16 protein-coding genes and 2 pseudogenes are annotated in these 19,512 nt (G+C 59.0%); 12 read left to right on the top strand and 6 right to left on the bottom strand.

Annotated elements, in window-relative coordinates; genetic code table 11:
- Positions 1-18: 18 nt before the first annotated feature.
- The 3 genes and pseudogenes from lolA to V5E99_RS10515 all read right to left on the bottom strand — a co-directional run.
- Positions 19-642: an outer membrane lipoprotein periplasmic chaperone LolA gene (lolA, locus tag V5E99_RS10525; protein ID WP_499802399.1), complete on the bottom strand. Its 624-nt coding sequence runs from the start codon at positions 640-642 to the stop codon at positions 19-21.
- A 66-nt stretch (positions 643-708) separates the two neighbouring features.
- Positions 709-2,430, bottom strand: a pseudogene (locus tag V5E99_RS10520) (DNA translocase FtsK); the annotation flags it as partial.
- A 114-nt stretch (positions 2,431-2,544) separates the two neighbouring features.
- Positions 2,545-3,057 (bottom strand): annotated as a pseudogene (locus V5E99_RS10515) (DNA translocase FtsK 4TM domain-containing protein); the annotation flags it as partial.
- A 363-nt stretch (positions 3,058-3,420) separates the two neighbouring features.
- Here V5E99_RS10515 and trxB point away from each other — a divergent pair.
- The 4 genes from trxB to infA all read left to right on the top strand — a co-directional run bounded on the left by trxB (position 3,421) and on the right by infA (position 6,216).
- Positions 3,421-4,380: a thioredoxin-disulfide reductase gene (gene trxB, locus V5E99_RS10510; protein WP_499802398.1), complete on the top strand. Its 960-nt coding sequence runs from the start codon at positions 3,421-3,423 to the stop codon at positions 4,378-4,380.
- 62 nt (positions 4,381-4,442) lie between these two features.
- Positions 4,443-5,123, top strand: a complete 681-nt coding sequence (gene aat, locus V5E99_RS10505) for a leucyl/phenylalanyl-tRNA--protein transferase (RefSeq protein WP_499802397.1) — start codon at positions 4,443-4,445, stop codon at positions 5,121-5,123.
- Between the two features lie 55 nt (positions 5,124-5,178).
- Positions 5,179-5,886 (top strand): arginyltransferase, encoded by a 708-nt coding sequence (locus V5E99_RS10500; RefSeq protein ID WP_499802396.1) that lies wholly within the window; start codon positions 5,179-5,181, stop codon positions 5,884-5,886.
- Positions 5,887-5,997: 111 nt separating this feature from the next.
- Positions 5,998-6,216: a translation initiation factor IF-1 gene (gene infA, locus V5E99_RS10495; protein WP_002553999.1), complete on the top strand. Its 219-nt coding sequence runs from the start codon at positions 5,998-6,000 to the stop codon at positions 6,214-6,216.
- A gap of 274 nt (positions 6,217-6,490) precedes the next feature.
- On the opposite strand, the gene clpA is transcribed toward infA, so the two are convergent.
- Both clpA and clpS read right to left on the bottom strand, forming a co-directional pair.
- Positions 6,491-8,761, bottom strand: coding sequence for an ATP-dependent Clp protease ATP-binding subunit ClpA (gene clpA, locus V5E99_RS10490; protein WP_201197127.1), 2,271 nt, complete (start codon positions 8,759-8,761; stop codon positions 6,491-6,493).
- Between the two features lie 30 nt (positions 8,762-8,791).
- On the bottom strand, positions 8,792-9,175 hold the full coding sequence (clpS, locus tag V5E99_RS10485; RefSeq protein ID WP_092270045.1) for an ATP-dependent Clp protease adapter ClpS: 384 nt from the start codon (positions 9,173-9,175) through the stop codon (positions 8,792-8,794).
- A gap of 225 nt (positions 9,176-9,400) precedes the next feature.
- On the opposite strand from clpS, the gene V5E99_RS10480 reads away from it, so the two are divergent.
- Entirely contained in the window at positions 9,401-9,682 is a 282-nt protein-coding gene (locus V5E99_RS10480; protein WP_499802395.1) for a cold shock domain-containing protein, read from the top strand.
- Between the two features lie 61 nt (positions 9,683-9,743).
- Here V5E99_RS10480 and icd read toward each other — a convergent pair whose 3' ends face one another.
- On the bottom strand, positions 9,744-11,000 hold the full coding sequence (gene icd / locus V5E99_RS10475; protein ID WP_010458895.1) for an NADP-dependent isocitrate dehydrogenase: 1,257 nt from the start codon (positions 10,998-11,000) through the stop codon (positions 9,744-9,746).
- A gap of 493 nt (positions 11,001-11,493) precedes the next feature.
- Between icd and V5E99_RS10470 the strand changes: the two genes are divergently transcribed.
- From V5E99_RS10470 to V5E99_RS10440, 7 genes are all read left to right on the top strand, one after another.
- On the top strand, positions 11,494-13,719 hold the full coding sequence (locus tag V5E99_RS10470; RefSeq protein ID WP_499802394.1) for an NADP-dependent isocitrate dehydrogenase: 2,226 nt from the start codon (positions 11,494-11,496) through the stop codon (positions 13,717-13,719).
- A 170-nt stretch (positions 13,720-13,889) separates the two neighbouring features.
- Positions 13,890-14,336, top strand: coding sequence for an NUDIX hydrolase (locus V5E99_RS10465; RefSeq protein WP_499802393.1), 447 nt, complete (start codon positions 13,890-13,892; stop codon positions 14,334-14,336).
- A gap of 59 nt (positions 14,337-14,395) precedes the next feature.
- On the top strand, positions 14,396-15,541 hold the full coding sequence (gene mnmA, locus V5E99_RS10460; protein ID WP_499802392.1) for a tRNA 2-thiouridine(34) synthase MnmA: 1,146 nt from the start codon (positions 14,396-14,398) through the stop codon (positions 15,539-15,541).
- Positions 15,538-16,161: a high frequency lysogenization protein HflD gene (gene hflD, locus V5E99_RS10455; protein ID WP_475269233.1), complete on the top strand. Its 624-nt coding sequence runs from the start codon at positions 15,538-15,540 to the stop codon at positions 16,159-16,161. Before mnmA ends, hflD begins: the two co-directional genes overlap by 4 nt.
- A gap of 127 nt (positions 16,162-16,288) precedes the next feature.
- On the top strand, positions 16,289-17,659 hold the full coding sequence (gene purB / locus V5E99_RS10450) for an adenylosuccinate lyase (RefSeq protein ID WP_323570209.1): 1,371 nt from the start codon (positions 16,289-16,291) through the stop codon (positions 17,657-17,659).
- A gap of 86 nt (positions 17,660-17,745) precedes the next feature.
- Complete coding sequence (locus tag V5E99_RS10445; RefSeq protein WP_499802391.1) at positions 17,746-18,915, top strand: ribosomal protein uL16 3-hydroxylase; 1,170 nt, start codon at positions 17,746-17,748, stop codon at positions 18,913-18,915.
- A complete protein-coding gene (locus tag V5E99_RS10440; RefSeq protein ID WP_054053668.1) occupies positions 18,908-19,333 on the top strand; it encodes a GNAT family N-acetyltransferase in 426 nt (141 codons plus the stop codon). The genes V5E99_RS10445 and V5E99_RS10440 overlap by 8 nt, the downstream gene beginning before the upstream one ends.
- Positions 19,334-19,512: the final 179 nt, after the last annotated feature.

The raw sequence follows: 19,512 nt of genomic DNA, 5'->3' as shown, positions 1-19,512 counted from the left end.
CCTACAGAGACTTGCGGTTTATTCCTGGATCACGTCCGCCCCTTTAGGGATGTCGAACTTGAACTTGGACGCAGGGATTGGCTCGTTGGCCTTTACGCCGGTGAACAGGATGTTGGTGCGCTGGCCGACACTGTCGATCAGTTGCATGTCATTGACCAGGCCGTTGCGGAACGACAAACGCAGGCTGTCGAACAGGGTGTCCTTGGTTTTCGGTTTCAGGGTGAAATCAATCACGCCGCCGGCTTCCTTGGCGCTGATGTCGAAGCTCTGGCTGATCTTCGACACATCACCGGACAGCAACAAGGCCGGGGTCTGGGTCAGGCGCAGGTCGAGGGTCTTGATGGTGACCTGTTCCAGGTCCGGGTCCCACAGGGTGACCTTCTTGCCGTCGGAGACCATGGTTTGTTCGGCCGGCGCATCGGTGTGCCAGTAGAACAGGCCCGGGCGCTGCAACGACATGTCACCGGCGGTTTCCTGCAACTGGGTGCCGCCGCCATCGAGGGTCAACTGGGAGAAGCGCGCGGTCAGGGTCTTGGATGTTTCCAGCAGTTGAGTCAGGCGTGCCACGTCCTTGTCATCGGCGTGGGCCGAGAGTGTGGTCAAAGCCAAAACCGGCAGCAACAGCATGCGGATAAGACGCATGGGAGTCCTCTTGATAGGCATGGGATACGGCGGTGCGTCATTGCTCCACCGTTTTTTCAATTCAAATCAGTCGCGCACCGGGCCAGGGGCCAGGACTTCACGCGAACCGTTGGTGTTCATGGACGTCACGACCCCGGCCATTTCCATGGCTTCGATCATGCGTGCGGCGCGGTTGTAGCCGATTTTCAGTTTGCGCTGGACCGCCGAGATGGACGCCCGACGGCTTTCCAGCACGAACTGCACGGCTTCGTCGTAGAGCGCATCGGATTCGCTGTCTTCATCGCCGCCGCTGCCGCCTTCAAAGCCGCTACCCGGCTCTTCGACACCGGCCAGGATCTCGTCGTTGTATTCCGGTGCGCCACGCAGTTTCCAGGCTTCAACCACCCGGTGCACTTCGTCATCGGACACAAACGCGCCGTGCACCCGGATCGGCAGGCTGGTGCCCGGCGGCATGTAGAGCATGTCACCGTGGCCCAGCAGTTGTTCGGCACCGCCCTGATCGATGATGGTCCTGGAATCGATCTTGCTCGAGACCTGGAACGCCATGCGCGTCGGGATGTTGGCCTTGATCAGACCGGTGATCACGTCAACCGACGGACGCTGGGTCGCGAGGATCAAGTGGATACCGGCCGCACGGGCCTTCTGGGCGATACGGGCGATCAGTTCTTCAACTTTCTTGCCGACGATCATCATCATGTCGGCGAATTCGTCGACCACCACCACGATGGTCGGCAGCTTGTGCAGCAACGGCGCTTCGTCGTGAATGCTTTCGCGTTTGTACAGCGGGTCGGCGAGCGGCGTACCGGCCTCCTCCGCTTCCCTGACCTTCTGGTTGAAGCCGGACAGGTTACGTACGCCCATCTTCGCCATCAGTTTGTAGCGACGCTCCATCTCCGCCACGCTCCAGCGCAAGGCGTTGGCCGCGTCCTTCATGTCGGTAACCACCGGGCAGAGCAAGTGCGGAATGCCTTCGTAGATCGATAGCTCAAGCATTTTCGGGTCGATCATGATCAGCTTGGCGTCTTCCGGCCCCGACTTGAACAGGATCGACAGGATCATCGCGTTCACACCCACCGACTTACCGGAACCGGTGGTACCGGCCACCAGCAAGTGCGGCATCTTCGCCAGGTCGGTGATGACCGGCTTGCCGCCGATGTCATGACCCAGGGCCAGGGTGACCGGGGATTTGAAGTTGTCGTATTCAGGCGATGACAGGACTTCGGAGAAGCGCACGATCTGCCGGTCTTCGTTCGGGATCTCGATACCCACGGTGGTCTTGCCTGGAATCACTTCCACCACCCGCACGCTGGTCACGGCCAGGGAACGCGCAAGGTCTTTGGCCAGGTTGGAAATGCGGCTGACCTTGACGCCAGCGGCTGGCTGGATTTCGTAACGGGTAATCACTGGACCGGGGTGAATCGAGTCCACGGTGACTTCGACGCCGAATTCCTTGAGCTTGATTTCCAGCAAGTGGCCAACCGCAGCCAGGGATTCGGGCGAGTAATTGAGTTGTTTCTTTTCCGCCGGGTCGAGGATCGAGATCGGCGGCAAGGTGCCTTCCACGGCGCTGTCGACGAACAACGGCGCCTGCTTTTCTTTCTGCACGCGCTTGCTTGGCTCGGGCGCTTTGGTCGGAGCCGGGGCAATCACGGGCGGCACCTGTTTCTCGCGCTCGGACATGTGCTTGCTCAGGGCTTGCTCACGTTCGATCAGGCGTTCCTTGACCTTGGCCTGCTCGCGCTTGTCGGTGACGGTCGGGGCCACGACGTCGTGGACGCGGTCGTCGACTTCACGCAACTGGGCGACCAGTTGCTTGCGTTCAGTACGTGCGGCCCACCAACGATTGGCGGCGCCCTGGAACAGTTCGAACAGGTCGAGGGTGATCTTGCCGGTAACGTCCATCACCTTGAACCACGAGAGGTCGGTGAACACCGTCAGGCCGAACAGGAACAATGCGATGAACAGCAGCGTGCTGCCCTGGATGTTCAGGGCGTTTCTGGCCAGATCGCCAAGGCTTTCGCCCAACGCGCCGCCAGCACCGGCCGGCAAACCGGTCGCCGCATGGAAATGGATGTGGGCCAGGGCCGCGCCCGACAGCACCAGAAACACCAGACCGATCAGGCGCCAGGAGAACAGCCAGCCGCTCCACTGCCACGGTTCGTGACGTTGACGGAAGATCTGGTAGATCTTGACCGCCAGTAACAGCGGAAAGATGTAGGCGAAGTAGCCGAGCACCATGAACAGGATATCGGCACTGTAGGAGCCAACCGGCCCGCCGAAGTTCTGCACATCGTCGATCTTGCTGTTATGGCTCCAGCCCGGATCGTCCTTGCCATAGGTCAACAAGGCCATCATCAGGAACAGGCACAAAGCGCCGATGGCGATCAATGCACCTTCCTTGAGTCGGTAGTGCAATTGCTGGCGCCAGAGTGGAACGACGGCTGGTTTAGGTGCTGCGGTGGATTTCTTCAAAACGCTTCTATTCCTGCGCCAACGGCGCGTCCATCTGTTGAATGACTATAAAAAACTGCCCAATCCAGGCAGGTAAAAAAGTTAACCGTTGCAACTGGGACTACTTTTAACACTGCACCCCGGTGTTTCAAAACAGGGCTGGCACTGCTTTTTTGATACAAGCGCTGTAACAAGCCGGCATTGTACGGGTTTGTACGCCCGATGCCATGCTGGCACCCCTGTGTGCAGCATAGCCAACAGCACAAGACACACGGTTCAATTTGAGCACGCATTCTCTTTTGTGACAAAGGCTTATGAGGTGTTTTTATGAGCGAAGCTAAGCATTCACGCCTGATCATTCTGGGTTCCGGCCCTGCCGGTTACAGCGCCGCCGTTTATGCCGCCCGCGCCAACCTCAAACCGGTCGTCATCACCGGCATACAGGCAGGTGGCCAGCTCACCACCACCGTCGAAGTCGACAACTGGCCCGGCGACGTCGAAGGCCTCACCGGCCCGGTGCTGATGGAACGCATGCAAAAACACGCCGAGCGCTTTGATACAGAGATCGTTTACGACCACATCCACACCGCCAAGTTGCAACAGCGCCCTTTCGAACTCATCGGCGACAGCGGCACCTACACCTGCGACGCCCTGATTATTGCCACTGGCGCTTCGGCGCAATACCTGGGATTGCCCTCGGAAGAGACCTTTGCCGGCAAAGGGGTGTCGGCCTGCGCAACGTGCGACGGTTTTTTCTACCGCAATCAAGTGGTCGCGGTGGTCGGCGGCGGCAACACCGCGGTTGAGGAAGCGCTGTACCTGTCGAACATCGCCAGGGAGGTTCACCTGATTCACCGTCGAGACAAGCTGCGCTCGGAGAAAATCCTCCAGGACAAACTCTTCGAAAAAGCCGCCAACGGCAATATCCGCTTGCACTGGAACCAGCATCTCGATGAAGTGCTGGGCGATGCCAGCGGCGTGACCGGCGCGCGCCTGCGTGACAGCAACACCGGTGAAACTCGTGAATTGCCCTTGGCCGGCGTGTTCATCGCCATCGGCCACAAGCCCAACACCGACTTGTTTCAGGGCCAGTTACCCATGCGTGACGGCTATCTGCTGGTCAGGGGCGGCAACGAAGGCGATGCCACCGCCACCGAGATCGAAGGCGTGTTCGCCGCCGGGGATGTGGCCGACCATGTTTACCGCCAGGCCGTCACCTCGGCAGGCGCCGGCTGCATGGCCGCACTGGACGCCGAGAAGTATCTGGACGACATTCCAGCCGTTTGACGGCAAACTTCACGGTGGGCACCCGCCCACCACTGCCCTCCCCTACTGCAAGCCCGGATGCCATGCTGACTTGGTTACAACGCAACACCCTGACTTTTCCGCCACTGGAAAAAGCCATGCGCGATCCCAACGGGCTGCTCGCGGCAGGCGGCGACCTGTCCGCCGATCGGCTGGTTCAGGCCTACCGCCACGGCTGCTTCCCCTGGTTTTCCGAAGGCCAGCCGATTCTCTGGTGGTCGCCGGACCCTCGCACCGTATTGTTTCCCGACGAACTGCACGTCTCCCGCAGCCTGAGCAAATTGTTACGCCAACAACGCTATCAAGTGACCTTCGATCAGGATTTCGCCGCCGTCATTCGCGCCTGCGCCGCGCCGCGCGACTACGCCGACGGCACCTGGATCACCGAAGCCATGCAGGACGCTTATCTGGAACTGCACCGACGTGGCTACGCCCACTCGGTGGAAGTCTGGGACCAGGGCGAATTGGTTGGCGGGTTATACGGTCTGGCGATGGGTCAGCTGTTTTTCGGTGAATCAATGTTCAGCCGTGCCGACAACGCCTCAAAATTTGGTTTTGCCACGCTGGTGCAACATCTGAAAGACTCAGGTTTTGTGCTGATCGACTGCCAGATGCCCACCGACCATCTGCACAGTCTCGGCGCCCGGGCGATTCCCCGCAGCGAATTTGCCGCCTATCTGGCGCGACACCTGGACCAACCCAATCACGCCACCTGGGTTTGCTGAGCGACTTTTGCGCGCGTGGCTTACACTTAATTCAAAGTTATCCCGAGGGTTGATCATGACCGAGTTGGCGCGTTTGAAGTTCTATGCCACTCAGCCCCACTCTTGCAGTTATCTGCCCGAGGAGCAGGCCACGACCCTGTTTCTCGATCCTAGCCAGCCCATGGATGTGCATGTCTACGCAGATCTGTCGGAAATGGGCTTTCGTCGCAGTGGCGATCATCTCTATCGGCCTCATTGCCAGAATTGCAATGCGTGCGTGCCGGCGCGCATCCCCGTGGCGCAGTTTTCCCCCAACCGTCAGCAAAAACGCATCTTCAAGCGCAATGCCGATTTGCAGGTGCGCCCGGCCAGACCCAAGTTCAGCGAAGAGTATTTCGACCTCTACCAGCGCTACATCGAACAGCGTCACGCCGATGGCGACATGTACCCGCCGAGCCGCGATCAGTTTTCGACCTTCCTGGTGCGCGACCTTCCATTTTCCCGGTTCTATGAATTCCGTCTCGACGGCCGGTTGGTGGCTGTGGCCGTGACCGACCTGCTGCCCAACGGTCTGTCGGCCGTCTACACCTTCTACGAGCCCGCCGAAGACCATCGCAGCCTGGGGCGCTACGCAATCCTCTGGCAGATCGCCGAAGCCCGGCGACTGGGCCTGGAAGCGGTCTACCTCGGCTACTGGATCAAGAACTGCAAAAAGATGAACTACAAGACCCAGTATCGCCCCATCGAACTGCTGATTAATCAGCGCTGGGTCGTCCTCAACTAAGGCAATCCGTAAACCTCTTGGCGTAAACCCCATTTTTCGGGCACAATGCACGCCGCTTTTGCCTGGCGCAGTTGCACCGGGCCATTCATTGGATACCGAGGGCTTTACTGCATGTCGAAAGAAGACAGCTTCGAAATGGAAGGCACTGTCGTCGACACCCTGCCCAACACCATGTTTCGTGTGGAGTTGGAAAATGGGCACGTCGTAACCGCGCATATTTCCGGCAAGATGCGCAAGAACTACATTCGTATTCTTACCGGTGACAAAGTGCGCGTCGAGCTGACGCCCTATGACTTGAGCAAAGGGCGCATTACTTACCGCGCTCGCTAATCAAGTCAATACAGAACGCCCGGCTATGCCGGGCGTTTTTGTGTGCGTGGGATTTAACAACCCGCGCAACACGCTTGCTTTGCTTGCCTGTGATTTAACAACCCCGCGCAACCCGCTTGTGTAGGAGCTGCCGAAGGCTGCGATCTTTTGATCTTCGCTTTTAAAAACAAGATCAAAAGATCGCAGCCTTCGGCAGCTCCTACGGGGACCGGCGTACATTCGGCAGACAGCAAAAAGGCGCCTTTCGGCGCCTTTTGCTTTGTTACGGTTAACGTCAGGCCATTTCTGCCGTGGTCTCGAACTCGAAGGTCAGCTCGCCGTCCTTGAGGTCGATGTGAACCACACCACCATGGTCGGCCAGTTCGCCAAAGAGGATCTCTTCGGCCAGCGGACGCTTGATCTTGTCCTGGATCAAACGCGCCATTGGTCGAGCGCCCATTGCCGAGTCGTAACCACCCGCCGCCAGCCAGCTGCGTGCGGCATCGGTCACTTCCAGCTGCACGCGCTTGTCTTCCAACTGCGCCTGAAGCTCGGTAAGGAACTTGTCCACCACGCTTTTGATGACCTCATGACTGAGGCGACCAAACTGGATAATGGTGTCCAGACGGTTGCGGAACTCTGGCGTGAAGCTCTTCTTGATCACTTCCATCGCATCGGACGAGTGGTCCTGATGGGTGAAACCGATCGAAGCGCGAGCTGCGGTTTCGGCGCCGGCGTTGGTCGTCATGATGACGATCACGTTACGGAAATCCGCCTTGCGTCCGTTGTTATCGGTGAGCGTACCGTGGTCCATGACCTGCAACAGCAGGTTGAAGACTTCCGGATGCGCCTTCTCGATTTCATCGAGCAACAACACGCAGTGGGGCTGCTTGGTGATGGCTTCGGTCAGCAGACCACCCTGATCGAACCCGACATAACCCGGAGGCGCACCGATCAGACGCGATACGGTGTGGCGCTCCATGTACTCGGACATGTCGAAGCGAACCAGTTCGATGCCCAACGCCTTGGCCAACTGACGCGCCGCTTCGGTTTTACCGACACCGGTAGGCCCTGCGAACAGGAACGAACCGACGGGCTTGTCAGGCGACTTGAGGCCGGCACGGGACAGCTTGATCGCCGTCGACAACGAGTCGATGGCAGCATCCTGGCCAAACACCGTCAGCTTCAGGTCGCGCTCAAGGTTACGCAGCAGCTCCCGGTCGGAACTGTTGACGTGCTTGGGCGGAATCCGCGCGATTTTCGCGACGATGTCCTCGACCTGAGGCACTTCGATGCGTTTCACACGCTTCTCGATTGGCTGCAGACGCTGGTAGGCGCCCGCCTCATCGATGACGTCGATGGCCTTGTCCGGCATGTGCCGGTCATTGATGTAGCGCGAGGCCAGCTCGGCCGCTGCACGCAGAGCTTCGTCGCTGTACTCGATGCCGTGGTGCGTTTCGAAACGCCCCTTCAGGCCGCGCAGGATGCTGATGGTGTCTTCCACCGACGGCTCCGACACATCGACCTTCTGGAAGCGCCGAGCCAGGGCACGGTCCTTCTCGAAGATCCCGCGAAATTCCTGGAACGTGGTCGAACCGATGCAGCGGATATCACCGGACGACAGCAAAGGCTTGAGCAGGTTCGAGGCATCCATGACACCACCGGACGCAGCACCCGCACCGATTATGGTGTGGATCTCGTCGATGAACAGGATCGCCTGCGGACGTTTTTTCAGTTCATTGAGCAGCGCCTTGAAGCGCTTCTCGAAATCGCCACGGTATTTGGTCCCGGCCAGCAAGGCGCCCAGATCAAGGGAGTACACCACGCTGTTGGCCAGCAGGTCCGGCACCTGGTTGTCGACAATACGTTTGGCCAGGCCTTCGGCAATCGCGGTTTTACCCACGCCTGCCTCGCCCACCAGCAACGGATTGTTTTTGCGACGACGCGCCAGGATCTGCGCGACACGCTCGACTTCCAGCTCACGACCTACCAGCGGATCGATACGACCCTGGCGCGCGAGTTCATTGAGGTTGCTGGCATAAGCATCCAGAGGATTGCCTGAAGAAGAAGACTCACCGCCCTCGTCGTCCTGCATATCTTGCTCACCTTCAGAGTGATCGCCGTGCCCCGGCACTTTGGAAATGCCATGGGCGATGTAGTTGACGACATCAATGCGTGCAACGCTCTGCTGCTTGAGCAGGAACACTGCCTGACTTTCTTGCTCACTGAAGATTGCGACCAGCACGTTGGCGCCAGTCACTTCGCGTTTACCCGAGCTCTGTACGTGGAAAACAGCACGCTGCAGAACACGCTGGAAGCCCAGAGTGGGTTGGGTCTCGCGATCCTCGTCATGGACGGGGATCAACGGCGTGGTGGAGTCGATGAACTCCTGCAGGTCATGCTTGAGTTTGTCGAGGTTTGCGCCGCAGGCACGCAAAACGGTGGCGGCAGCCTCATTGTCCAATAGGGCCAGCAAAAGGTGTTCGACGGTCATGAATTCATGACGCTTCGAACGAGCCTCCTTGAAGGCTAGATTGAGGGTGACTTCGAGCTCGCGGTTTAACATAGCTTCACCTCATACCCAAGTGGTCGGCGATTAACCGTCCTTCTCGATTTCACAGAGTAGCGGATGCTGGCTTTCCCTGGCGTACTGGTTGACCTGCATGGCCTTCGTCTCGGCGATGTCGCGGGTAAACACTCCACATACTGCCCGTCCTTCTGTGTGGACGGCCAGCATGACCTTGGTCGCCAGCTCGCGATTCAGGTTAAAAAACACCTCGAGCACTTCGACGACGAAATCCATCGGTGTGTAGTCATCATTAAACAAAACCACCTTGTACATCGGCGGCGCCTGTAAAGCAGGCTTGGCCTCCTGAACAGCAATGCCTGCGGAATCGTCGTCGTGCTCCTCCGGGTGTTCTTTCTGGAGAGTCGGGCGATCCTGATTGAATGTTAGTCGAATCTGGCTGATTGCATGCATGGAAAGAAAGGTTCGTCAGTTGTGCAAATACAGTGGTGGGGGCGCCTATCAACGATTTCAACTCCGACTGCCCGGTCACCTTGACTATCGGGAAAACGGTGTTACAACCAATAGAGCCCACAGTGGGTAAAAAAGGTCCGCGGAGTCAATCTTATTTACGAGATTAGACTGCGGATGTACTGGATGATACTCCAGTGATGGAGTCTGTTGCAGAGGGATATGAGCATGGCAGTCGGCAAGGTCAAGTGGTTCAACAATGCCAAGGGGTTCGGTTTCATTAACACCGATGCCCGGGAAGGTCGTGACGAGGATGGCAAAGACATTGACTTCTTTGCTCATTATTCGGCCATTGAAATGGAGGGCTATAAGACCCTCAAGGCCGGACAAGTCGTGAACTTCGAGATCCTCCAGGGACCAAAAGGCCTGCACGCCGTGAAGATCACAGCCGCGTCCGCCACAAACGAACCGACCACGCCTGCCATCCACCACGAAAAAGTATCAGGCTGACGCAACCAGTCATCCAGTCATAAAAAAACCGCCCGGAGGCGGTTTTTTTCGTGCTGATTGCTTACATATGCGAAATCAGCGCATCACCAAACGCCGAAGAAGACAGCAGCTTCGCGCCTTCCATCAAACGGTGGAAGTCATAGGTCACGGTCTTGGCGGAAATGGCGCCATTGGTGCCCTTGATGATCAGGTCAGCCGCTTCGGTCCAGCCCATGTGACGCAGCATCATTTCAGCGGACAGGATCAGCGAGCCCGGGTTGACCTGGTCCTTGCCGGCGTATTTCGGCGCAGTACCGTGGGTCGCTTCGAACATGGCGATGGTGTCAGACAGGTTGGCACCCGGCGCGATACCGATACCGCCCACTTCCGCCGCCAGGGCGTCGGAGAGGTAATCGCCGTTCAGGTTCAGGGTCGCGATCACATCGTACTCGGCCGGGCGTAGCAGGATCTGCTGAAGCATGGCGTCGGCGATGGCATCCTTGACGATGACATTCTTGCCGGTTTTCGGGTTTTTGAACTGCATCCACGGACCGCCGTCGAGCAGGGTCGCGCCGAACTCTTCAGCCGCCACTTCGTAGGCCCATTCCTTGAAGGCACCTTCGGTGAACTTCATGATGTTGCCTTTGTGCACGATGGTCAGCGAATCACGATCGTTGTCGACCACATATTGCAGAGCCTTGCGCGCCAGACGCTTGGTGCCTTGCAGCGAAACCGGCTTGATGCCGATGCCGCAGTTTTCGTCGAAACGGATCTTGGTAACGCCCATTTCATCTTTGAGGAACTTGATGACCTTGGTCGCTTCCGGCGAACCGGCCTTCCATTCGATACCGGCGTAGATGTCTTCCGAGTTCTCGCGGAAGATCGTCATGTCGACGTCGCCTGGCTTCTTGACCGGGCTTGGCACACCTTCGAACCAGCGTACCGGACGCAGGCAGACATAAAGGTCGAGTTGCTGACGCAGGGCCACGTTCAACGAACGGATGCCGCCGCCGACCGGAGTGGTCAGAGGGCCCTTGATGGAAACCACGTAATCCTTGACTGCGTCCAGGGTTTCCTGAGGTAGCCAGGTGTCCTGATCGTAAACCTGAGTCGCTTTTTCCCCGGCGTAGACTTCCATCCAGGAAATTTTGCGCTCGCCGCCGTAAGCCTTCTTAACAGCAGCATCGACAACCTTGATCATGACCGGGCTGATATCAACGCCGATGCCATCGCCTTCGATGAAGGGGATGATCGGGTTGTTAGGAACATTGAGAGAATGGTCCGCGTTGACGGTGATTTTGTCGCCGACTGCTGGAACCTGAATCTTCTTGTATCCCATGCTGAACTCCATTGTTTGGATTGAACATCTGGCTTCGTTCGAGCGTACCCCAGTTAAATCGGCGCGCAAACCCTATGTTCCTCCCATCTGCCGCAAAGCTGTGCAGTTCGCGATCTACAAGCCTGAAAGCAAAGGGAAAAGCGCCAAACTCAAGCACGGTGCAAGACTCTACGCCCCACACTCCCCTGCGACCTTTAGACCAATGGACGATAATCGTTGCGTATGAACCATCGGCAGATTGCCAGCTACCTATGTATAATGCCGCCGCTGACCGAAGGGTCACAAAGGCCAAGCTCTCTATTACGAGACTTTCAGCCAGATTGAAGCCGGGTTGTTACCGCAGCCCACCCGCTTGACGCTCGACTGATGCACCCAACATCACCGCGAAGAAACCTCGACATTCGGCTCATGGATGACTTTGAACGAACGCGCTTACCCGGCGCCCCTCGAGTTTTCTGCGCATGCTTTAGCAAAGAAGAGAGTTAATCCGAATATGCCCACCCGCTCGAAGATCATCTATACCTTCACCGACGAAGCCCCAGCCCTCGCCACCTATTCACTGTTGCCTATCGTAGAGGCCTTCACCGCCTCCGCTGATATCGCCGTGGAAACCCGCGATATCTCTCTTGCAGGGCGCATCCTGGCCAGCTTCCCCGAGCAACTGGGTGACAAAGCCGTAGCCGACCACCTCGCCGAACTGGGCGACCTGGCCGTTACGCCTGAAGCCAACATCATCAAGCTGCCAAACATCAGCGCCTCGGTTCCTCAGTTGCAAGCAGCCATCAAAGAGCTGCAAGCCCAGGGCTTCGCCCTGCCGGACTACCCGGAAACCGTGACCACCGACGCCGACAAAGAAGCCAAGTCGCGCTACGACAAGATCAAGGGCAGCGCCGTAAACCCGGTCCTGCGCGAAGGCAACTCCGATCGTCGTGCCCCGCTGTCGGTCAAGAACTACGCTCGCAAGCACCCGCACAAAATGGGCGCCTGGGCCAAGGACTCCAAGTCCCACGTCGCGCACATGAGCACCGGCGATTTCTACGGCAGCGAAAAAGCCGCCCTGATCGACGCCGCTGACGCCGTGAAAATCGAACTGATCGCTCAAGACGGCACCACCACCGTCCTGAAAGCAAAGACCACCGTGCAAGCCGGTGAGATCCTCGATTGCGCGGTACTGAGCAAAAACGCCCTGCGCAGCTTCATTGCCGCCGAAATCGAAGACGCCAAAGCCAAAGGCGTACTGCTGTCGGTTCACTTGAAAGCCACCATGATGAAGGTCTCCGACCCGATCATGTTCGGCCAGATCGTAGCCGAGTTCTATAAAGACGCACTGGCCAAGCACGCCGACGTGCTGGCACAGATCGGCTTCAACCTGAACAACGGCATCGGTGATCTGTACGCTCGAATCAAGGCTTTGCCGGCCGAGCAGCAGGCACAGATCGAAGCGGACATCCAGGCGGTCTATGCCGTTCGTCCGTCCTTGGCCATGGTCAACTCCGACAAAGGCATCACCAACCTGCACGTGCCGAGCGACGTTATCGTCGACGCCTCGATGCCGGCAATGATCCGCGACTCCGGCAAAATGTGGGGCACTGACGGTCAACTGCACGACACCAAGGCTGTGATCCCGGATCGCTGCTACGCCACCATCTACCAGGCTGTCATCGAAGACTGCAAGGTCAACGGCGCTTTCGATCCAACCACCATGGGCAGCGTGCCAAACGTTGGCCTGATGGCAAAAAAAGCCGAAGAGTACGGTTCCCACGACAAGACTTTCCAGATCAAGAGCAACGGCGTGGTTCGGGTTTCCGACAGTGCCGGTCGCACGCTGCTGGAACAGTCGGTTGAAGCCGGCGACATCTTCCGCATGTGCCAGACCAAAGACGCGCCGATCCAGGATTGGGTCAAACTGGCCGTCAACCGTGCTCGCGCAAGCAGCACTCCAGCGATTTTCTGGCTGGACCCAATGCGCGCTCACGACGGCGTAGTGATCGAGAAAGTTCAGGCTTACCTGAAGGATCACGACACTTCCGGCCTGGACATCCGCATCATGTCGCCCGTCGACGCGATGGCGTTCACCCTGGGCCGTACTCGCGAAGGCAAGGACACCATCTCGGTAACCGGCAACGTATTGCGCGACTACCTGACTGACCTGTTCCCGATCATGGAACTGGGCACCAGCGCCAAGATGCTGTCGATCGTGCCGCTGATGAATGGCGGCGGTCTGTTCGAAACCGGCGCTGGCGGTTCGGCACCGAAGCACGTTCAACAGCTGCTGGAAGAGAACTTCCTGCGCTGGGATTCCCTGGGCGAGTTCCTGGCCCTGGCCGCGTCCCTTGAGCATCTGGGTGTTACTTACAACAACCCTAAAGCTTTGGTTTTGGCCAAAACCCTGGACCAGGCCACTGGCCAGTTCCTGGACAACAACAAGTCGCCATCGCGCAAAGTCGGCAACATCGACAACCGCGGCAGCCACTTCTACCTGGCGCTGTACTGGGCTCAAGCCCTGGCTGCCCAGACTGAAGACACTGCACTGCAAGCGCAGTTTGGTCAGTTGGCCAAGACCCTGGCCGAGAACGAAGCGACCATCGTCGCCGAGCTCAACGCCGTTCAGGGCAAGCCAGTGGACATCGGCGGTTACTACCACGCCAATGCCGAGCTGATCAGCAAGGCCATGCGCCCAAGCAACACCTTCAACGCCGCGATCGCTGCGCTGGTTTAAGGTTGTAAGGGAACATCACAAGCCCCGGCCCTGTGCCGGGGTTTGTGTTTGCACCCAAGATCAAAAGATCGCAGCCTTCGGCAGCTCCTACGCCGAGCCGTGCAGGAGTTGCCGAAGGCTGCGATCTTTTGATTGCCATGATCAAGCCCAAAACCACCAGAGGACAAAGCATGACCTGGCTACCCCACATCACTGTCGCCACCATCGTCGAAGACCATGGCCGCTTCCTGATGGTCGAAGAACTCAAGGGCGGACGAGCGGTACTCAACCAGCCCGCCGGCCACCTGGACCCGAACGAAACCCTGATCGACGCCGCCGTGCGCGAAACCCTTGAGGAAACCGGCTGGGACGTCGAGCCGACCGGCGTGGTAGGGATTTACCTCTACACCGCCCCGAGCAACGGCGTGACCTACCAGCGGGTCTGCTTTACCGCCAAAGCCCTGAAACATCACCCGGATTACCCACTGGACGACGGCATCGTCGGCGCCAAATGGCTAACCCGTGACGAATTGATGGAGCTGCGCGCAAACTGGCGCAGCGAGCTGATCATCCGCTGTATCGATGATTATCTGGACGGTCAACACTTCGGTCTCGAACTGATCCGCCCTTCTCTTTAGCCTTGCGGGCTTCGGCCTGTTAGAATCGCGTCCTTTTTCAAGACACTCATTGAATCCCTATGCGTGATCCAGCCCCTTCTGACACACAAAAGAAGCGCGTCATTGTCGGCATGTCCGGCGGCGTGGACTCTTCCGTTTCCGCTCTCCTGCTGATCGAGCAGGGTTATGAGGTGGAAGGCCTGTTCATGAAGAACTGGGAAGAAGACGATGGAACGGAATACTGCACCGCCATGGACGACCTGGCGGATGCGCAGGCTGTGTGCGACAAAATCGGCATCAAGCTGCACACCGCCAACTTCGCCGCCGAGTACTGGGACAACGTGTTCGAGCACTTCCTGGCCGAATACAAGGCCGGCCGCACGCCGAACCCGGACATCCTGTGCAACCGCGAGATCAAGTTCAAGGCGTTCCTCGACTACGCCATGGTGCTTGGCGCCGACCTGATCGCCACCGGCCACTACGTGCGCCGCCGCGACATCGATGGCCGCACCGAACTGCTCAAGGGCCTGGACCCGAACAAGGACCAGAGTTACTTCCTGCACGCCGTGGGCGGCGAACAGATCGCCAAGACCCTGTTCCCGGTCGGCGAGCTGGAAAAACCCGAAGTGCGCGCGATTGCCGAGAAGCACGAACTGGCTACCGCGAAGAAAAAGGATTCGACCGGGATCTGCTTTATCGGCGAACGCCGCTTCAGCGACTTCCTCAAGCAATACCTGCCGGCGCAGCCCGGCGAGATCAAGACCACCGAAGGTGAAGTCATTGGCCGTCATCACGGCTTGATGTACCACACCATCGGCCAGCGCCAGGGTTTGGGCATCGGCGGTTTGAAAGACGCCAGTGACGAGCCGTGGTACGTGCTGATCAAGGATCTGGTCAACAACGAGCTGATCGTTGGCCAGGGCAATGACCACCCGTACCTGTTCTCCCGCGCCCTGCTCGCCTCGGACATCTATTGGGTCAACCCGATCGATCTGAGCGAACCGCGCCGGTTGACCGCCAAAGTCCGTTATCGCCAAAGCGACCAGCCGTGCACGCTGGAAAAAACCGCCAACGGCTATCGCGCAACCTTCGATGACCCGCAACGCGCGGTCACCCCGGGCCAATCCGTGGTGTTTTATGACGGCGAAATCTGCCTCGGCGGCGGCGTAATCGAAATTGCCGAACCCTGGACCAGCAAAGGCACTCCTCAAGGCGCGCAGCAATGAGCCCCACTCAGGAGCAATTGACGGCGCTGGGCGGCGTGTTTCTGGCCGCCGTGCTGGTGGACAAGATCGCCAAGAGCGGCCAGACCAGTGAAGCCGGCCTGACCTGCATGCTCGGCAGCCTGCTGATTCGCGACCCCAAGGACACCCTGGAAGTCTATGGCGGCGACGATATCAATCTGCGCGAAGGTTATCGCGCATTGATCGGCGCCCTGGAACGCGACCCGAGCACTTTGCAGCGTGAACCTTTGCGTTACGCCTTGGCGATGCTCGGTCTTGAGCGTCAACTGGCCAAGCGTGGCGACATGCTCGACGTGATCGGCAAGCGCCTGCCGCAGATTCAATCCCAGGTCGAGCACTTCGGCCCGGCCCACGAAAACGTGATCGCGGCGTGTGGCGCGCTGTATCAGGACACCCTGAGCACCCTGCGCCAACGCATCCAGGTTCACGGTGACATGCGCAACCTGCAACAACCGAGTAACGCCTCGAAGATCCGCGCACTGTTGCTCGCCGGGATTCGTTCGGCGCGGCTGTGGCGGCAGTTGGGCGGTCATCGCTGGCAGTTGGTGATCAGCCGTCGCAAGTTGCTTAAAGAGCTTTACCCGCTGATGCGCAGCAGCTGAACCGCGCCCGCAACACCGCTTTGTAGTCAGTAACGCGTAGTACGCCGGTCAGTTGGCAACGGACCGGCGGATTTTTTCATGTATGATACGCGCCCCATTTCGTTGCCCGACTGTCCGAGAACACCCCATGCAGCTTTCTTCGCTCACTGCGGTTTCCCCTGTTGACGGCCGCTACGCCGGCAGAACCCAGGCCCTGCGCCCAATTTTCAGCGAATACGGCCTGATCCGTGCTCGCGTTCTGGTTGAAGTGCGCTGGCTCCAGCGCCTGGCCGCTCACCCAGGCATCAGCGAAGTGCCGGCGTTCTCCGCCGAAGCCAACGCGGTGCTGAACACTTTGGCGGACAACTTCGCTCTGGAGCACGCCGAGCGTGTCAAAGAGATCGAGCGCACCACCAACCACGACGTCAAAGCCATCGAATACTTGCTCAAAGAGCAAGCGGCCAAGCTGCCGGAACTGGCCAAGGTCAGCGAGTTCATCCACTTTGCCTGCACCAGCGAGGACATCAACAACCTGTCCCACGCCCTGATGCTGCGCGAAGGCCGTGATGATGTGATGCTGCCGCTGATGCGCCAGACCGCCGAAGCCATCCGCGAACTGGCGATCCGTTTCGCTGACGTGCCGATGCTGTCGCGCACCCACGGTCAACCGGCGTCGCCGACCACCCTGGGCAAAGAGCTGGCGAACGTGGTTTACCGTCTGGAGCGTCAAATCGCTCAAGTCGCTGCCGTTCCGCTGCTGGGCAAGATCAACGGCGCTGTCGGCAACTACAACGCACACATCTCCGCCTACCCGGAAATCGACTGGGAAGAAAACGCCCGCGCTTTCATCGAAGACGAGCTGGGCCTGGGTTTCAACCCGTACACCACGCAGATCGAACCGCACGACTACATCGCCGAGCTGTTCGACGCGATCGCACGCTTCAACACGATCCTGATCGACTTCGACCGCGACATCTGGGGCTACATCTCCCTGGGTTATTTCAAACAGCGCACCATCGCTGGCGAAATCGGCTCGTCGACCATGCCGCACAAGGTCAACCCGATCGACTTCGAAAACTCCGAAGGCAACCTGGGCATCGCCAACGCACTGTTCCAGCACCTGGCGAGCAAACTGCCAATCTCCCGCTGGCAGCGCGACCTGACCGACTCCACCGTATTGCGCAACCTCGGTGTCGGCTTCGCCCACAGCGTGATCGCGTACGAAGCCAGCCTCAAAGGCATCAGCAAACTGGAGCTCAACGCCCAGAAGATCGCCGCTGACCTGGACGCTTGCTGGGAAGTGCTGGCCGAGCCGATCCAGACCGTAATGCGCCGCTACAACATCGAAAACCCGTACGAGAAGCTCAAAGAGCTGACCCGCGGCAAGGGCATCAGCCCTGAAGCGTTGCAAACTTTCATCGACGGCCTGGACATGCCAGCCGCGGCCAAGGCCGAGCTGAAATTGCTCACCCCGGCGAACTACATCGGCAACGCTGTAGAGCAAGCCAAACGCATCTGATCGACCGCTTGACCCTTTTGAGACGCCCGGCAGCGCCGGGCGTTTTTATTCCCGTCTGAAAAGTGCATTTTTTCAATAGGTTACACATGAATCCTGATATTCCTCTTCAACTTCTGGGCGGCATCACGGCGCGGGAATTCCTGCGCGACTACTGGCAGAAAAAACCGCTGCTGATCCGCCAGGCGATCCCTGATTTCGAAAGCCCGATCGATCCCGACGAACTGGCCGGCCTGGCGCTTGAAGAAGAAGTTGAATCGCGCCTGATCATCGAGCACGGCGAGCGTCCCTGGGAATTGCGTCGCGGCCCGTTTGCCGAAGACGAATTCAGCAAACTGCCGGAAACCGAGTGGACCCTGCTGGTACAAGCCGTCGACCAATTCGTACCGGAAGTCGGCGAATTGCTGGAAAACTTCCGTTTTCTGCCGAGCTGGCGCGTCGACGACGTGATGATCAGCTTCGCCGCCCCGGGGGGCAGCGTCGGTCCGCACTTCGATAACTACGACGTGTTCCTGCTGCAAGGTCACGGCAAGCGCAACTGGAAAATCGGCCAGATGTGCAGCTCCGAAAGCAAAATGCTGCCGCACGCCGACCTGCGTATCCTCGCCGACTTCGAAGCCACCGATGAGTGGGTTCTGGAGCCGGGTGACATGCTCTACCTGCCGCCGCGCCTGGCCCACTGTGGCGTTGCGATTGATGACTGCATGACCTACTCGGTCGGTTTCCGCGCCCCGAGCGCCGCTGAAGTGCTGACTCACTTCACTGACTTCCTCAGCCAGTTCCTGACGGACGAAGAGCGCTACACCGACGCCGACGCACTGCCGGCGGTCGATCCACACCAGATTCAGCACGATGCGCTTGATCGCCTGAAAGCCTTGCTGGCCGAGCACATGAGCGACGAACGCCTGCTGCTGACCTGGTTCGGCCAGTTCATGACCGAGCCGCGCTATCCGGAGCTGGTTGCCGGCCCGGAAGAAATCGAAGAAGAAGATTTCCTCGCCAGCCTCGAACAAGGCGCCGTGCTGATCCGCAACCCGAGCGCGCGCATGGCCTGGTCCGAAGTGGATGACGACCTGCTGCTGTTCGCCAGCGGTCAGAGCCGTTACCTGCCGGGCAAGCTGCGCGAGCTGCTGAAGCTGATCTGCGCCGCTGACGCCCTGCACACCGACAACCTCGGTGAGTGGCTGAACGACGAAGACGGTCGCGGCCTGCTGTGCGAGCTGGTCAAGCAAGGCAGCCTGGGGTTTGCTGATGAATAAAATTCACGTTCGTGTCGCAGACTGGCAAAAGGATATCGCTGAGATCCGGCGCATTCGTGAGACGGTGTTCATCGCCGAGCAATCCGTTCCGCCCGAGCTGGAATGGGATGCTGATGACGCAACAGCCGTGCATTTCCTCGCTTTCGAAGGCGACTTTCCGATTGGCACCGCCCGCCTGCTGCCCGATGGGCACATCGGCCGGGTCTCGGTGCTCAAGGATTGGCGCGGGCTGAAAGTCGGCGATGCGCTGATGCAAGCAGTGATCGGTGAAGCCGAAAAGCGCGGGCTGAAGCAACAGATGCTGAGCGCACAGGTACAGGCCACGGCGTTCTATGAGCGCTTGGGCTTCAGCCTGGTCAGTGAGGAATTCCTCGAAGCCGGGATTCCGCATGTGGACATGGTGCGGCATTCGGCTTAAGACCAAGTTGCACCCTTCGCGGGCAAGCCTCGCTCCTACGGCGCGAACTGTAGGAGCGAGGCTTGCCCGCGAAGAGGCCCGCAAGAACACCACAAAACGCCCCGCCATTCTCGGATGCCGGGGCGTTTTGCTGTCTACGATTCAACTTGCCCCACCCCGGGCCGACAAACTGGCAATAT

Origin of the sequence: Janthinobacterium sp. LPB2021202312-11-4 (assembly GCF_037049705.1) — a bacterium.
In the GTDB taxonomy this organism is placed as follows: Bacteria; Pseudomonadota; Gammaproteobacteria; order Pseudomonadales; family Pseudomonadaceae; genus Aquipseudomonas.
This window is presented reverse-complemented; position numbering and strand designations above follow the sequence as displayed.

Bases quoted from the DNA above. Each gene is read 5' to 3' on its own strand.
- V5E99_RS10465 (WP_499802393.1), top strand. From the start codon at position 13,890: ATGACCTGGCTACCCCACATCACTGTCGCCACCATCGTCGAAGACCAT.
- lolA (WP_499802399.1), bottom strand. From the start codon at position 642: ATGCGTCTTATCCGCATGCTGTTGCTGCCGGTTTTGGCTTTGACCACA.
- V5E99_RS10470 (WP_499802394.1), top strand. From the start codon at position 11,494: ATGCCCACCCGCTCGAAGATCATCTATACCTTCACCGACGAAGCCCCA.
- V5E99_RS10500 (WP_499802396.1), top strand. From the start codon at position 5,179: ATGACCGAGTTGGCGCGTTTGAAGTTCTATGCCACTCAGCCCCACTCT.
- clpS (WP_092270045.1), bottom strand. From the start codon at position 9,175: ATGCATGCAATCAGCCAGATTCGACTAACATTCAATCAGGATCGCCCG.
- icd (WP_010458895.1), bottom strand. From the start codon at position 11,000: ATGGGATACAAGAAGATTCAGGTTCCAGCAGTCGGCGACAAAATCACC.
- V5E99_RS10480 (WP_499802395.1), top strand. From the start codon at position 9,401: ATGGCAGTCGGCAAGGTCAAGTGGTTCAACAATGCCAAGGGGTTCGGT.
- aat (WP_499802397.1), top strand. From the start codon at position 4,443: ATGCTGACTTGGTTACAACGCAACACCCTGACTTTTCCGCCACTGGAA.
- V5E99_RS10445 (WP_499802391.1), top strand. From the start codon at position 17,746: ATGAATCCTGATATTCCTCTTCAACTTCTGGGCGGCATCACGGCGCGG.
- hflD (WP_475269233.1), top strand. From the start codon at position 15,538: ATGAGCCCCACTCAGGAGCAATTGACGGCGCTGGGCGGCGTGTTTCTG.
- trxB (WP_499802398.1), top strand. From the start codon at position 3,421: ATGAGCGAAGCTAAGCATTCACGCCTGATCATTCTGGGTTCCGGCCCT.
- purB (WP_323570209.1), top strand. From the start codon at position 16,289: ATGCAGCTTTCTTCGCTCACTGCGGTTTCCCCTGTTGACGGCCGCTAC.
- infA (WP_002553999.1), top strand. From the start codon at position 5,998: ATGTCGAAAGAAGACAGCTTCGAAATGGAAGGCACTGTCGTCGACACC.
- mnmA (WP_499802392.1), top strand. From the start codon at position 14,396: ATGCGTGATCCAGCCCCTTCTGACACACAAAAGAAGCGCGTCATTGTC.
- clpA (WP_201197127.1), bottom strand. From the start codon at position 8,761: ATGTTAAACCGCGAGCTCGAAGTCACCCTCAATCTAGCCTTCAAGGAG.
- V5E99_RS10440 (WP_054053668.1), top strand. From the start codon at position 18,908: ATGAATAAAATTCACGTTCGTGTCGCAGACTGGCAAAAGGATATCGCT.